The sequence below is a fragment of the Mucilaginibacter sp. L196 genome (assembly GCF_009765905.1).
In the GTDB taxonomy this organism is placed as follows: Bacteria; Bacteroidota; Bacteroidia; order Sphingobacteriales; family Sphingobacteriaceae; genus Mucilaginibacter.
The window spans coordinates 537955-552790 of record NZ_LMUO01000011.1 but is presented as its reverse complement, the minus strand read 5'-3'; the positions used below and the strand labels follow the sequence as shown (position 1 = coordinate 552790).

Below are 14836 nucleotides of genomic sequence, written 5' to 3'. Positions count from 1 at the left end.
ATGAGTATAACTTTAAGAATTGCCAAAAAAGAAGACTGCCCTCGTTTGATCGAATTAGTTAACGAGCTTGCTGTATTTGAAAAATTACCCGAAGAGGTAACCGTATCATTACAAGAGTTTGAGGATGCCGGTTTTGGTAACAACCCGGTTTGGAAAGCGTTTGTAGCTGTAGATAATGATGTAATTATCGGCTTTGCTTTGTATTATATCCGTTTTTCGACATGGAAAGGTTGTCGTGTTTATTTAGAGGATTTTATTGTTACCGAGGAATACCGTGGTAAAGGTATAGGTAAATTGCTATTCGAACAGATAATAAAGGAAACCAAAGAATTGGGGTACAGCGGAATGGTTTGGCAGGTATTAGATTGGAATGAACCTGCTATTGGCTTTTACAAAAAATATGAGGCTAATATCGAGGAAGGGTGGCTAAATGTATCACTATCAAAAGAGCAGGCATCAAAATATTGAGTACTCCTTTACGCTAAAATAAATTCGTTAATATTGCCGCATACGGTAATCTCACAATACATTAAATAAATGCTTGTTTTTAAATTCGGAGGCGCATCGGTAAAAGATGCAGCCGGTATAATAAATCTTGGTAAAGTAGTTGAAAATTATACAGACGATCAGTTGCTAATCGTCGTTTCAGCAATGGGTAAAACCACCAATGCACTTGAGAAACTTACTAAAGCCTATTTTAACCAAACCGAGGATGTACATGATATTTACGAAGAGATAAAACAATATCATTATCATATCCTATCGGAGGTTTTTGATAGCAACGCTGCTATTTTTGATGAAGTAGCCAACACCTTTGTAGAAATAGACTGGATGCTGGAAGATGAACCACAGGATGATTATGATTTCATATACGATCAAATTGTTTCCGTAGGGGAACTGGTTTCTACGCGCATCGTTAATGCCTATCTCAACAAAATTGGTTTAAAAAGCCAATGGTTAGACGTTCGCGGCTATATTCATACTGATAATACTTACCGCGAAGGCGTAGTACAATGGGCAAAAACCAAGGAGAGCATTATGAAAGGCATCCCTGCGCTATTGGAAAAAAGCATCGTGATAACACAAGGCTTTTTGGGTGGAACATCTGAAAACTTCACCACCACTTTAGGTCGTGAAGGTTCAGATTACACGGCTTCAATTTTGGCTTCTTGCCTAGGCGCTGAATCTGTCACTACCTGGAAAGATGTACCCGGGATTCTAAACGCTGACCCTAAATTATTTAAGGACACAATTAAGTTTGATGAACTGCCCTATTCCGAAGCTATTGAAATGACTTATTACGGGGCATCTGTTATCCACCCAAAAACAATAAAACCTTTACAAAACGCCAAAATACCGCTGCTGGTAAAGCCTTTTAATGACCCAACCGCACCGGGTACCGTAATTAAAGAAAACGGTCACGACCATTATGCCAAACCAATAATCATTTTAAAACAAAACCAGGTATTGCTTTCTCTTTCGGCAAAGGATTACGCTTTCATTTCAGAAACTCATCTAAGCGAAATATTCAACTTGTTTGCGCAAAGCCATGTTAAAATTAACATGATGCAAACCTCGGCCCTAAGCTTTACCGCTTGTTTTGATGAAGATGAAGAGCGTTTTAAAAAGCTATTACAGGCGGTAAGTGAAAATTTCAAAGCGAAATACAATAACAATCTCAGTCTGCTAACAACCCGTCATTATACACCAGAGTCTTTAAAAAAACTAACCGAAGGCAAAGTGACTTTATTAGAGCAAATAAGTCGCAACACCGCGCAAATGGTGATAAGATAATGTTTGAACTTTTCTTCAATCCAAACGTTACCTGAATATGAAAATGTACCAGCAAATGCTCACCCTACAAAAAAGGCGGGGCTTTCATATCATTACCGCTGAGGTGGTAAATGCTTTACCGCAGATCAGCGAATTTAAGGCAGGTATTTTGCAAGTGTTTATTCAGCATACATCAGCATCACTCACCATAAACGAGAATGCAGATCCTACCGTTAGGAAAGATATTGAAATGTATTTCAATAAAATCGCACCCGAGAATGACCCCGAATACCAGCACGACGATGAAGGCCCCGACGATATGCCTGCACACCTTAAAGCGGCAATGTTGGGCAGCTCGGTAACTATCCCTATCAGCAACGGAAGATTAGCTTTAGGCACTTGGCAAGGTATTTATTTATGCGAACACCGCAATTATGGCGGTAATCGCAACTTGGTAATTACTGCCTGGGGAGAGGCCTAAATATTAATATAAATTTTACCTTTGCAAGTGAATAGAATAATACCATTTGGTATATTTTATTTAATTTTGTGATCATTTATTATAATTATAATGCTGAATAGAGTTGTTGTAACAGGCATAGGCGCTTTAACTCCGATAGGAAACGATATAAAATCATTTTGGGAAAATGCCTTAGCCGGCAAAAGCGGCGCGAACCGCATTACACGCTTCGATCCATCTTTATTTCGTACGCAATTCGCTTGTGAACTGAAGGATTTCAATCCTGCCGCACATTTGGATAGAGCCGATATTAAACGTACCGATACATTTACGCAATACGCTATTGTTGCATCTGATGAAGCAATAAAAGACTCTGGTTTTGATTTCTCAAAAATGGATCCATTTGATGTAGGTGTAATCTGGGGAACTGGCCAGGGTGGTATGGAAACCTTTGAACAACAGGTTACCGAATATGCAAGGGGTAACGGTAGTCCACGTTATAGCCCTTTCTTTGTACCTAAGTTTTTAACCAATATGGCCTCAGGCATGATCTCCTTGCGCCATGGGTATATGGGTATCAACTATACCGCTGTATCTGCATGTGCAACATCAAATACAGCTATAATGGATGCGTTTAACTATATCCGTTTGGGTAAAGCTAAAATTGTTATTACAGGCGGATCAGAGGCACCAATTGTGGAGGCTTCTATAGGTGGTTTCAGCGCTATGAAGGCTATGTCGGCACGTAACGATGATCCTCAAGGTGCATCAAGGCCGTTTGATATTGACCGCGATGGCTTTGTTATGGGTGAAGGCGCAGGCGCTTTAGTTTTAGAAGATTACGAACACGCCGTAAAACGCGGCGCGAAAATATATGCTGAACTAACCGGCGCGGCAATGACAGCCGATGCCTACCACATGACCTCAACCCACCCCGAAGGTTTAGGCGCGGCAAAAGCAATGCAATTGGCATTAACTGAAGCCGGACTTACCATGGCTGATGTTGATTATTTAAACATGCACGCCACCTCAACTCCGGTAGGTGATCTATCCGAGCTTAAAGCGGTAACATCATTAACAGGCACTGGGCCTAACACCATGCAAATTGGTGCAACCAAATCAATGACGGGCCACCTTTTAGGCGCAGCCGGAGCTATTGAGGCCATTATTTGTTTGCTGGCGATAGAACACCAGGCATTGCCACCAACCATAAATACAGGTGAACTTGATCCTGCTTTTCCTGACTACTTAAATTTAGTACCCAACCATTCCATCGAACATAAAGTAAACGTAGCCATGAGCAATACATTCGGCTTTGGTGGTCATAATGGTATCGTGGTATTTAAGAAGATTTAATTCTCAACACATATATTCTCCCTACCCTCTTTCCCGCTTGCGGACAATGTCATTAAGTTAAGCCCCACCTAAATCCTCCCCGGTAGGGAGGACTTAAAAAAACAAACGCGGGCGAAGCTAAAGTCTCCCCTTCCGGGGGAGATTTAGAGGGGGCTATATGCTTGGCGCCCCCTTAACTTAAGACATTGCGCTTGCGGAAGAGAGGGGGGTCGAGCGAAGCTAAGACCGGGTGAGTCAACTCTGCGCCAACTGTACCACGGAACAAGTGAAACACATGGTACATTCGGTACACTTTTAGCCCTAAAAACGCCCAAAACAACCTCAAAAATGCGGTTATTACATCACTTTGAAAGTCGTTTTTAGTCAAAAAACGCCTGTTTTAACTCTAAAAACGACTCAAAAACAACACCTTTTGCTCATTTTTCACTAATTTTTGATTGAAAATCAACACTTTTTATAGCTGTTACATCAAAAAGCATGATTAAAACAGCCTAAACTGTTTCACCTTGAAACACCTGATTTGACTTGAAATCGTAGTATTCAAAGATTTATTAGCTTATAAAAAATATAATTGCAAGGGTTAAAGGAAAAATTATAAAATATAAAGCACCAGACATAAAAGCACTTTTATGATAAATAGATAATTGTCTGCTTTTATAATAATAAAAGGCTATTACTACCATTAATATTGGGGCTATAAGTAGTAAATAAAATGTTCCTAAAGATGCCATTCCTGACCATTGCAAAAGATAATTTGTTAGAACTACTACCAACAACCCTCCATAATTAAAGAAAATTATAAAGAAAGCTAATGCAGGCGGACTTGGAATATTCTCCTTCTTCATCTTTCTCCTAAGCCAAAGGAAAATCATTAGGCCTATAAAAGGAAATAGAAGATAAATTATAATTGTAAGTATCTCGTGTTTTTGCATGTGATAAGTTGATAATGCAATATTACAATATTCTTTAATATGGTAATAACGTTAACGCAACCCTCTACTGCCAATTTGACAAGCTGCTCCCTTTTGGAACAGGCATTGATGTGTACCAGTAACAATCATTAATAAATAATTTACAGAAAATATTATGCAAGAAAAAGGAACGATCTCGATACATACCGAGAACATTTTCCCGATAATTAAGAAGTTCTTATACTCAGATAACGAGATATTTTTGCGAGAGCTGGTATCAAACGCGGTTGATGCTACCCAAAAGATCAAACGTTTAGCCTCATTAGGCCAATACAATGGCGAGCTTGGCGAACTGCGTGTTGAAGTTGCTTTCGATGCAGACAAAAAGACAATCACCATCAGCGACAACGGCTTAGGTATGACAGCCGATGAGATTAAAAAATATATTAATCAAATAGCTTTCTCGGGCGCTACCGAGTTTATGGAGAAATTTAAGGAAGCTAAAGATGCCAATGAAATTATTGGTCGCTTTGGTTTAGGCTTTTACTCTGCGTTTATGGTTGCTGATAAGGTTGAAATACAAACTTTAAGCTACCAGGATGGCGCTGAACCGGCTTACTGGGTATGCGACGGCAGCACCGAATTTGAAATTGGCGAAGGCACATTAGCCGAACGCGGTACCGAAATTACTTTATATATCAACAGCGAATCTGAGGAGTTTTTAAACAAACAAAAACTACAGGAAATACTGGATAAGTACTGCAAATTCTTACCTGTACCAATCAAATTTGGCACCACTACCGAAGAGGAAGAAGACGGTGTTGATGAAGAAGGCAAACCAAAATACAAATCAGTTGAGGTTGATAATATCATCAACGATACCACCCCTATCTGGACTAAAGCTCCATCTGAATTAAAAGATGAAGATTATTTAAACTTCTATAAAGAGCTTTATCCATACAGCGAAGATCCTTTATTCTGGATTCACCTGAATGTGGATTATCCGTTCAACTTAACGGGTGTACTTTACTTCCCTAAGTTGAAAAACGACTTCGAAGTACAGAAAAACAAGATAAAACTATTCTCGCGCCAAGTATTTATTACCGACGAGGTAAAAGATATTGTACCTGAATTTTTAATGTTATTACACGGTGTAATTGATTCACCGGATATTCCCTTGAACGTATCACGCAGCTTTTTACAGGCCGATCATAACGTTAAGAAAATCAACAGCTACATCACTAAAAAAGTGGCTGATAAACTAGCCGAGCTTTTCAAAAATGACCGCGCGGGCTTCGAAGAAAAATGGAGCGACATCGGCGTATTTGTAAAATACGGCATGATAAGCGAAGACAAGTTTTATGATAAAGCAAAGGATTTTGTTTTGCTAACTAACACCACTAAACAAAACTTCACATTAGAAGAATACAAAGAAAAAGTTGAACCTGTTCAAACCGATAAAGATGGCAGATTGGTTTACATCTACACCAACGATCCATCTAAACAAGATGCATTTATCCAGTCAGCTAATAAAAAAGGTTATGATGTATTATTGATGGATTCTCCTATCGACACACACTTTATCAGCCAGTTAGAGCAAAAATTGGAGAAAACATCATTAAAACGTGTTGATGCGGATGTTGCTGACAAATTGATCGCGAAGGATGAAAATCCGGAATCAGTTTTAACTGAAGAGCAGATCACTAAGGTAAAAGCCATATTTGATAAGGCCATAAACAAACCAGCTTACAAAGTTGAACTGGAAAGCCTTAACCCTGATGAGCTACCCGTTACGGTAACCATGGATGAGTTTATGCGCCGCATGAAAGATATGGCAGCGATGGGCGGTGGAATGAGCTTTTATGGCAGCATGCCCGATAATTACAAGGTAGTAGTTAACGGCAACCACAAACTGATCAGCCGTATTTTGCAGGATGATAACGAAGATGCGCAGGCAACTTTAGCAAAACAAGCTTTTGATCTGGCCCTATTATCACAAGGCCTGTTAAAAGGAGCCGACTTAACCGAGTTTGTGAACAGAAGTGTTAATTTGATTTAAGTTTTAAATAAGTTTATGAGAAAGCCGCCTTTTGGGCGGCTTTTTTGTTTACCACCCTATACTATCTCCCTTTGTCATTCTGAGCGGCAGCGAAGAATCTGTAAAGTAGTTTACACCAGTACAGATGCTTCGTTCCTCAGCATGACAATCTTTTTTATAAAACCACCTTTGTCATTCTGAGCGCAGTGAAGAATCTGTAAAGTAGTTTACGCTTGTAGATAACTCACCCGGTTTTCGCTCAGCCGCTCAACCTCCCCTCTCTTCCGCTTTGCGGCAAAGAGGGGAAAAAACTTCTTTATTTCTTTCCCTCTTTCCGCCGCAGGCGAAGAGAGGGTGGTCGGGCGAAGCAAGACCGGGTGAGTCAACGAAGCGCGAAAGATGCTTTGGGCGTTACCTCCGGTCCGTGCTATCCCTGCCCGCCGGCAGGCAGGCGCTCATACTCCCCAAGCCTTAGCCACAAGCCGGTATCCGCTCCTATCACTAACGCAACAATGAATTATTTAAGCAGTTCTCTCCACCATGTCATTGCGAGGAACGAAGCAATCGCGAACTTTGCATATTCGCTTTTCTCCGTGCGATTGCTTCGTTCCTCGCAATGACAAAAACGCTCATCTCCCTTTGTTGGTGCCCTCACCAACAAAAATCATCATTCACACCAAACAAATAATATTTTCCTAACTTTATATTATCATTAAACCTATCTGCGTTAACCTCTAAATCAATATCTTATGAAAACCCCGCTTAAAATATCATTACCATTTTTATTAATGTTGATGATTGTAAATGCAAATGCACAGCAAACTGCCAAGCAAATTAAAGCTCAGGAAAAAGCAGCCTCAATTAAACATAAAATAAACGCGCAAAAATATACCTTCATAGCACAATACGCGCAACCCTTACGTGGTGGCCAGAAATACCTGACTTCTGATTACGATCTGCGTGTCAAAAGAGATTCTATAATAGCTTGGTTGCCATACTTTGGAAGAGCTTATATGGACGTACCCTACAATTCAACTGATGACGGAATTAAATTCACATCCACCAAATTTGACTATAAAATAGTCGAAAAGAAAAAGGGTGGCTGGACAATTACAATTGTACTAAACGATGTAAGGCGAAGCCAAAAACTCTTCTTAGACGTATTCACAAATGGATCGGCTACGTTGCAGGTTGCAAGCAATTCACGCGATGCAATTACCTTTCAGGGGTATATTAAAGATGACGACAAGTAATTAATGTCCAATTAATACTTGGTTGTCCTTTAACCCAACGCCGGAAAGCTTCATTCTAAAAGCTTCCTGCACCAAGTAAAATATCTTTTCGGCGGCGGGCCTAAACGCTAATCCTTGCGGACGGATGTTGGATATACAATTGCGCGATTCATCGGTTAAACCGGGTTTAGGATCATACGTTAGATAAGCCCCGATACTATCCGCCGAACTCAACCCGGGTCGTTCGCCTATCAGTATAATGGATAATTTTGCATTTAATAAATGCGCTATTTTATCGCTTACCGCCACCCTTCCCTGTTCTACAAAACATATGGGTGCTAATTTCAACTTAGCAGCCATAAACAATGGTATCAGCGTATGCAACAAACCAATAACATTTTCATTAATAGCCGATGCGGAAAGCCCATCAGCTATGATAATCGACACATCATAACCACCTACATGCTCCTTCAACCGGTTTGCGGATGATTTTTTTAATTTTCTACCGAGATCAGGCCGCTGCAAATATTCCCCCCGGTTGCCTGCCTTGCTATGCAATACGATAACCGGAAGATTGAATTGCTTGATATCCGCTGACAGCAAATCAATATTCAAACGGGAATAAACTGCATCACGGGCATGGGCATGCGCCAGTTTAAAAGCCAGGGATTGTTTGGTAGGAATACTGGTACCTGTCCGTCCAATTCCAATACGCGCAGCTGTAAACTCCTTTAAGGGATTTAACGGGCCATCCGCATTCGGCACAGCTTTGATCACTTTATCCATAATGATCCGAAATGATTATACAAATCAACTTGATTCGTAGAAGTTAATTGCCCCTTGGCATCCACGATTCCCTGCTTTATTAGCCAAGCTTCAAACTCCGGAGCAGCCTTTAGTCCCAGCACCTTTCTTAAATACAAAGCATCATGAAAAGAGGTAGATTGATAATTCAGCATAATATCATCCGAGCCCGGTATGCCCATAATAAAATTACAACCTGCCACACCCAATAAGGTCAGTAAATTATCCATATCATCCTGATCCGCTTCCGCATGGTTCGTATAGCAAACATCAACACCCATTGGCAAACCTAATAGTTTAGCACAAAAATGATCTTCCAGCGCTGCGCGGATAATCTGTTTGCCATCATATAAATACTCCGGACCAATAAAACCCACTACTGAGTTTACCAATAAAGGCCTGAATTTACGCGCAATAGCATAAGCTCTCGCCTCACAGGTTTGTTGGTCAACCCCATGATGCGCATTGGCTGATAGTGCGCTCCCCTGCCCGGTTTCAAAATACATTACATTGTCGCCGATAGTACCACGATTTAGTGATAAAGTGGCCTGATAAGCTTCCTCGATTAATGCCAAATTTATACCAAAGCTGGTATTCGTTAATTCAGTACCTCCTATAGATTGGAAGCATAAATCAACGGGCGCATCTTTATCCTTATTTATAAGTTCAAGTGTTGTGGTGATATGGCTTAACACGCACGACTGCATAGGAATATCAAACTGCTGCCTAAGCTGATCTATCATGCGCAACAAACTCATCACATGGCTTGGGCTATCGGTAGCCGGATTGATACCGATACAGGCATCGCCACTGCCATAAAGCAAACCTTCAATAATACTAGCCGCAACTCCTTTAGGGTCATCTGTCGGGTGATTAGGTTGCAGGCGTGTTGCAAAATGCCCTTTTAAACCAATAGTATTGCGAAATTTAGTGATCACCTCACATTTTTTTGCTACCGCGATCAAATCCTGATTGCGCATAATTTTGGATACCGCAGCAACCACCTCGGGAGTTAAGCCCGCCTCAATGCTTTTTAAGGTTGATGTGGTTGTTTCATCCATTAATAACCAATCACGCAGCTCCCCAACGGTTAAATGGCTTATCAAACTAAAGGCATTCAACTCATGACTATCAACGATCAGCCTTGTAACTTCATCACTTTCATAAGGAATAACCAACTCTGTTAAAAACACCTTTAACGGCACATCCGCCAAAGTGATTTGCGCCGCCACCCGTTCCTCATAACTTTCCGCACACAAACCCGCCAGCGCATCCCCGGTACGGAAAGGCGAAGCTTTAGCAAGCAAACTCTTCAGATCACTAAAGCTGTAAACTCGTCCGTGAATGGTGGTTTTATAACTCATTGTAATATATAATCAAGCAATCCTAAAATCAAGCAAATCATGGTTCAGACAATCAAGTAAATCATGGTTCAAACAACAGGTGCAATCATATTATCCTCAACCAACTGCACTTTATGCTTGCCGATTGCCACAAAAACAATAGTCGCTACAATTAAAAACGCGAAAAACACCAAACTCACCATAAAATGATAATAAATAATAGCGAACAACGATACCGCTGATATAATTAACGCCACCGCCGGAAACACCGGGTAAAAAGGCGATGCGAACGGGCGCTCCAGGTCAGGTTCTTTTTTCCTCAATATAAACAAACTGATCATGCTCATCATATACATAAACACCGCGCCCATAGCGGATAGTATCACAATATTCTCAGCTGTATTATCAAAATATAAAGCAACCATACTAATAACCCCACCCGCAATCAGCGCCCAATAAGGTGTTTGAAAGCGCTGGTTTAACTTAGATAAAAACCTCGGTAAATAACCACTCCTCGCCATAGCATAAACCTGCCTTGATGATGCCAGTATAGTACCATGAAACGATGCGATCAACCCAAACAAACCTATACTGGCAAATATTTTAGTAAGCCCGTTAGCCTTGCCCAAAGCAATCGCTATCGACTCAGGCAATGGATCTAGCACATTGCTTAACCTGTGCCAGTCGGTAATTCCACCGGTCAATATCATCACCCCAAAAGTTAAAAATATCAATGTAACTAAGCCGGAGATATAACCTAGAGGTATATTCTTTTTAGGCTCCTTCACCTCTTCAGCAACCATGGCTACGCCTTCTATCGCCAGGTAAAACCAAACGGCAAAAGGTAGAGCTGCAAATACACCGCCCCAACCAAAAGGCATGGGGTGATTTATATAATTACTCATCTTAAAATGTGGACCAACCACGCCCATAAATAGCAACAGCTCCGCAACCGCCAATATGGTTATTACTACAGAAAACACAGCGGACTCTTTCATGCCGGATACATTGATTCCGATAAACAACACATTAAAAAACAAAGCTGATGGAATAATAGGCATTGATGGATATAGGAAATGCAAATAACTGCCCAATGCCGCTGCAATAGCAGGCGTAGCAAACAGAAAATCGATAAGTGTTGCATAACCTGCTATCAAGCCACCAAATGGCCCCATGGCCCGGTAAGCGTAGGCAAATGCACCGCCTGCATGTGGTATGGCGGTAGTTAATTCAGTATAGCTGAAGATGAAGGTAACATACATCACCGTAATGATGACAGTGGCGATCAAAAACCCGATGGTACCCGATACACTCCAGCCATAATTCCAGCCAAAATATTCACCTGATATAACTAAACCAACAGCTATAGCCCAAAGGTGTATGGGCTTCAACACTCGTTTTAATTGCGTGGTTGTGGCATCAGTCATAGTCACGTTTTAATCTGCCTTAAGTTACTGAAAGCGTGGCTTATTTCAAAATGACCAGGAGGATTTAATTAATGCCAATGGATCATTATTTATGTGACAGAATTATTACAAAAAAGGCATAATCAGCCGCAAACATCTTTTACCCCATATTGTTTATTAATAGTTACAATAAACCAAAAAATTCATTTCCCATGTTACGAATAAGCATTCCATCTAATGGGCCATCGAAAATTAATTTTTCGTCGTTTATGAATTACCTGCTTCCGGTACCTCCAAAAGGAATTGACAATGCGGTAAATAATGATGCGGTTTTGTTGTTTGATAATGAGGAAGAGGTGAGAGTTTATACCGACAAGCTAAAGCAATTACCCGGCTCTCATAAAAAAATAGGCAACGAAATTATTAACGCGATTATGAGGTTAGTACCGAGCCTAAAAGCCAAATCCCCTACCCTTTAATACAGGAATTATTTTATTAAAACGCGCCGGACAATAAACCCGGCGCGTTTTGTTTTTACTTCCTTTGTTAGTGTCCTCACTAACAAATCAAAAAGGTGCAGTTTGTTAGTGAGGACACTAACAAGGGATATAAAAATGATTTGTCATGCTGAGGTACGAAGCATCTGTACACGTGTAAACCACCTTACAGATTCTTCGCTCCGCTCAGAATGACAACCTTTTAATCGTCCGACACCTATGGATAATAGCCGGCGCTTTTTGTTTTAGGCTGTAAAGCTTTTAGCTTTTTCCAACGCCCGGTCAATCCCGCTTACATCCTTACCACCTGCGGTCGCGAAAAATGGCTGACCGCCGCCGCCACCTTGTATTTCCTTAGCTAATTCTCGAACAATATTACCCGCGTTCAATCCTTTTTCTTTTACCAGGTTTTCGCTCAGCATTACGGTTAGATTTGGTTTGCCGTCAATATCAGCAGCTAATACCAGGAACAAATCGCTTACAATATCTTTAAGCTGGTAAGCCACATTTTTTATAGCGTCAGCATTAGGCAACTCCACTTTTTGGGCGATGAAGTTTATTCCGTTAATATTTTCTACCTTTTGGGCTAGCTCATCTTTTAAACCAGATGATTTTTCAAGGATAGATTTTTCTATTTCTTTTTTAAGCCTGGCATTTTCTTCGATCAAACTTTCAACGCTTTTGGATATGTCCTTGGGGTTCTTAAGCAGCTCTTTTAATTGCTGAACCAGCTTGCTTTGCTCATTAATAAAATTCTCCGCGGCAATACCCGTAATAGCCTCAATACGACGAACACCAGCGGCAACCGCGCTCTCAGATACTATTTTAAAGTAACCGATATAACCCGTAGCCTTAACATGCGTACCACCGCAAAGCTCTTTACTAAAGGTATCATCAAAAGTGATCACCCTTACTTTGTCGCCATATTTTTCGCCGAACAGGGCTGTTACGCCGCTTTTTATAGCCACATCATAAGGCACATCGCGCTCTTCTTTAAGGGCGATGTTCTCACGTATCTTTTCATTAACAATGGCTTCAATTCTTGCTAGTTCTTCTTCAGTTACTTTGGCGAAGTGTGAAAAGTCGAAACGCAGATATTCCGCATTTACCAGTGAACCTTTTTGATTTACGTGGCTACCCAAAACCTGTTTCATAGCAGCATGCAGCAAGTGCGTAGCCGAGTGATTGCTATTAGTATTATTACGTTTCTCGTTATCAACAATAGCGGTTAATGCATCATCAATATCCTCAGGCAACTTATCTACAAAATGAACGATAAGTCCATTCTCTTTTTTAGTATCTGTTACCTCTATCACCTCACCATCCGGGAAAACCAATTCCCCGGTATCACCTACCTGACCACCACTTTCTGCATAAAATGGTGTTTTGTCCAAAACAATCTGGTATTGCTCTTTTCCCTTAGCAGTTACCTTACGGTATTTTACAACATGGGCGATAGTTTCCGTTTCATCGTAACCGGTAAACTCTACCTTGTCATCATCCTTTAAAACCACCCAATCGCCGGTATCAATACTAGTTGCAGCACGTGAGCGGGATTTTTGAGCCTGTAGAGCTTCCTCAAAACCTTTTAAATCAACAGCCCAACCTTTCTCACGAGCCATCAGCTCAGTTAAGTCAATTGGAAAACCATAAGTATCTTGCAATTCAAAAGCAAAGCTTCCAGAAACAATTTCATTATCAACGCTTCTCTCATCGTGGAGTGATTTATCTAGTTCCTCTCTATTAGAACCTTTAATAAGGCCTCTTTTTAATATTGGGTTTGGATTGATATAGTCTGGGTTTATAAAATAGTTATTAAACCTGTTTATACCATTCTCCAAGGTTCTCAGAAATGAATTTTCTTCCTCCAAAATAACCTTTTGCACAAAATCTTTCTGACTATACAACTCATCAAACACCCCTTTAAACTGCTCTGCTAACAAAGGCACTAATTGGTTTAAAAATGGCTCTTTAAAGCCTAAATATTGATACTGATACCTAACCGCCCTGCGTAAAATACGACGGATTACATAACCAGCCTTATTATTCGACGGCAACTGCCCGTCAGCTATCGCGAAACTGATCGCGCGGATATGATCTGCCATTACACGCATGGCAACTGCTTCGCTCCAATCGTTATCGCCGGGTTTAGCAGCGCTGTTATATTTCCTACCTGATTTCTCCGCGATGAACTGGATCATCGGTTGAAAAACATCAGTATCATAGTTTGATGTCTTCCCTTGTAGCACCCTAACCAAGCGCTCAAAACCCATACCCGTATCCACATGTTGCGCAGGCAACGATTGCAGCGAACCATCTTTCAGGCGGTTAAACTGCATGAATACGTTATTCCATATCTCAATTACCTGGTCATGGTCGGCGTTTACTAAAACAGCGCCGCTAACTTCCTTGCGTTCATTGTCTGGTCGACTATCAAAGTGTATTTCAGAACACGGCCCACACGGACCAGTCTCCCCCATTTCCCAAAAATTATCTTTTTTGTTGCCGGGGAGGATATGCGCTTCATCTACATACTGTTTCCACAAGTCGTAGGTTTCTGTATCTTTTGCCAAGCCTTCTTTTTCGTCGCCCTCAAAATAGGTAACGTACAGGCGGTCTTTATCTAGTTTGTAAACTTTGGTCAATAGTTCCCAGCTCCAGTCGATGGCTTCCTTTTTAAAGTAATCGCCAAAACTCCAGTTACCCAGCATCTCGAACATGGTATGGTGATAGGTATCAATACCCACCTCTTCCAAATCATTATGCTTGCCCGATACCCGCAAACAACGTTGTGTATCCGCTACGCGAGGAAACTTCGCTGGTTCTTCGCCCAAAAAAATGGCCTTAAATTGGTTCATCCCTGCATTAGTGAACATCAGTGTTGGGTCATCCTTAACAACAATAGGCGCTGAAGGCACAATAGTATGTCCTTTAGCAGCAAAAAAATCTAAAAAAGCCTGGCGTATCTGGGTAGCGGTCATAGAATGCAAATGTAATTATTTGTTGGAAACTGTCT

Annotated in this window: 12 protein-coding genes; 7 read left to right on the top strand and 5 right to left on the bottom strand. The window is 40.9% G+C overall.

What is annotated here, in order from left to right; translation table 11 throughout:
- The 4 genes from GSQ74_RS09850 to fabF all read left to right on the top strand — a co-directional run bounded on the left by GSQ74_RS09850 (nt 1) and on the right by fabF (nt 3589).
- On the top strand, nt 1-468 hold the full coding sequence (locus GSQ74_RS09850; protein WP_158992671.1) for a GNAT family N-acetyltransferase: 468 nt from the start codon (nt 1-3) through the stop codon (nt 466-468).
- 69 nt (nt 469-537) lie between these two features.
- Nucleotides 538-1794 carry an aspartate kinase gene (locus GSQ74_RS09845; protein ID WP_158992669.1) on the top strand — a complete coding sequence of 419 codons (1257 nt, stop codon included), beginning with the start codon at nt 538-540 and terminating at the stop codon, nt 1792-1794.
- Between the two features lie 43 nt (nt 1795-1837).
- Complete coding sequence (locus tag GSQ74_RS09840; protein ID WP_371724294.1) at nt 1838-2254, top strand: secondary thiamine-phosphate synthase enzyme YjbQ; 417 nt, start codon at nt 1838-1840, stop codon at nt 2252-2254.
- A gap of 90 nt (nt 2255-2344) precedes the next feature.
- Nucleotides 2345-3589 (top strand): beta-ketoacyl-ACP synthase II, encoded by a 1245-nt coding sequence (gene fabF / locus GSQ74_RS09835; RefSeq protein WP_158992665.1) that lies wholly within the window; start codon nt 2345-2347, stop codon nt 3587-3589.
- 551 nt (nt 3590-4140) lie between these two features.
- On the opposite strand, the gene GSQ74_RS09830 is transcribed toward fabF, so the two are convergent.
- A complete protein-coding gene (locus GSQ74_RS09830; RefSeq protein WP_158992663.1) occupies nt 4141-4434 on the bottom strand; it encodes a hypothetical protein in 294 nt (97 codons plus the stop codon).
- A 241-nt stretch (nt 4435-4675) separates the two neighbouring features.
- On the opposite strand from GSQ74_RS09830, the gene htpG reads away from it, so the two are divergent.
- Together htpG and GSQ74_RS09820 are read left to right on the top strand one after the other, a co-directional pair.
- Nucleotides 4676-6559 carry a molecular chaperone HtpG gene (gene htpG, locus GSQ74_RS09825; protein ID WP_158992661.1) on the top strand — a complete coding sequence of 628 codons (1884 nt, stop codon included), beginning with the start codon at nt 4676-4678 and terminating at the stop codon, nt 6557-6559.
- A 728-nt stretch (nt 6560-7287) separates the two neighbouring features.
- Nucleotides 7288-7791: a DUF4251 domain-containing protein gene (locus tag GSQ74_RS09820; RefSeq protein ID WP_158992659.1), complete on the top strand. Its 504-nt coding sequence runs from the start codon at nt 7288-7290 to the stop codon at nt 7789-7791.
- Here the strand turns inward: GSQ74_RS09820 and eutC are convergent, their stop codons facing one another.
- The 3 genes from eutC to eat form a co-directional block, all read right to left on the bottom strand.
- Entirely contained in the window at nt 7792-8556 is a 765-nt protein-coding gene (gene eutC / locus GSQ74_RS09815) for an ethanolamine ammonia-lyase subunit EutC (protein ID WP_158992657.1), read from the bottom strand. It abuts the gene before it with no gap.
- Nucleotides 8544-9938: an ethanolamine ammonia-lyase subunit EutB gene (locus GSQ74_RS09810; RefSeq protein ID WP_158992655.1), complete on the bottom strand. Its 1395-nt coding sequence runs from the start codon at nt 9936-9938 to the stop codon at nt 8544-8546. Before GSQ74_RS09810 ends, eutC begins: the two co-directional genes overlap by 13 nt.
- 68 nt (nt 9939-10006) lie before the next feature.
- Entirely contained in the window at nt 10007-11344 is a 1338-nt protein-coding gene (eat, locus tag GSQ74_RS09805) for an ethanolamine permease (protein WP_158992653.1), read from the bottom strand.
- A 248-nt stretch (nt 11345-11592) separates the two neighbouring features.
- Here eat and GSQ74_RS09800 point away from each other — a divergent pair, with 248 nt between their 5' ends.
- Complete coding sequence (locus tag GSQ74_RS09800) at nt 11593-11802, top strand: hypothetical protein (protein ID WP_216846710.1); 210 nt, start codon at nt 11593-11595, stop codon at nt 11800-11802.
- A 263-nt stretch (nt 11803-12065) separates the two neighbouring features.
- Here GSQ74_RS09800 and alaS read toward each other — a convergent pair whose 3' ends face one another.
- Complete coding sequence (gene alaS, locus GSQ74_RS09795; protein WP_158992649.1) at nt 12066-14801, bottom strand: alanine--tRNA ligase; 2736 nt, start codon at nt 14799-14801, stop codon at nt 12066-12068.
- Nucleotides 14802-14836 lie beyond the last annotated feature (35 nt).

Excerpts from the sequence above, each read along its gene's own strand:
- GSQ74_RS09845 (WP_158992669.1), top strand. The coding sequence starts at position 538 with ATGCTTGTTTTTAAATTCGGAGGCGCATCGGTAAAAGATGCAGCCGGT.
- eutC (WP_158992657.1), bottom strand. The coding sequence starts at position 8,556 with ATGGATAAAGTGATCAAAGCTGTGCCGAATGCGGATGGCCCGTTAAAT.
- alaS (WP_158992649.1), bottom strand. The coding sequence starts at position 14,801 with ATGACCGCTACCCAGATACGCCAGGCTTTTTTAGATTTTTTTGCTGCT.
- eat (WP_158992653.1), bottom strand. The coding sequence starts at position 11,344 with ATGACTGATGCCACAACCACGCAATTAAAACGAGTGTTGAAGCCCATA.
- GSQ74_RS09850 (WP_158992671.1), top strand. The coding sequence starts at position 1 with ATGAGTATAACTTTAAGAATTGCCAAAAAAGAAGACTGCCCTCGTTTG.
- fabF (WP_158992665.1), top strand. The coding sequence starts at position 2,345 with ATGCTGAATAGAGTTGTTGTAACAGGCATAGGCGCTTTAACTCCGATA.
- GSQ74_RS09830 (WP_158992663.1), bottom strand. The coding sequence starts at position 4,434 with ATGAAGAAGGAGAATATTCCAAGTCCGCCTGCATTAGCTTTCTTTATA.
- htpG (WP_158992661.1), top strand. The coding sequence starts at position 4,676 with ATGCAAGAAAAAGGAACGATCTCGATACATACCGAGAACATTTTCCCG.
- GSQ74_RS09810 (WP_158992655.1), bottom strand. The coding sequence starts at position 9,938 with ATGAGTTATAAAACCACCATTCACGGACGAGTTTACAGCTTTAGTGAT.
- GSQ74_RS09820 (WP_158992659.1), top strand. The coding sequence starts at position 7,288 with ATGAAAACCCCGCTTAAAATATCATTACCATTTTTATTAATGTTGATG.
- GSQ74_RS09840 (WP_371724294.1), top strand. The coding sequence starts at position 1,838 with ATGTACCAGCAAATGCTCACCCTACAAAAAAGGCGGGGCTTTCATATC.
- GSQ74_RS09800 (WP_216846710.1), top strand. The coding sequence starts at position 11,593 with ATGAATTACCTGCTTCCGGTACCTCCAAAAGGAATTGACAATGCGGTA.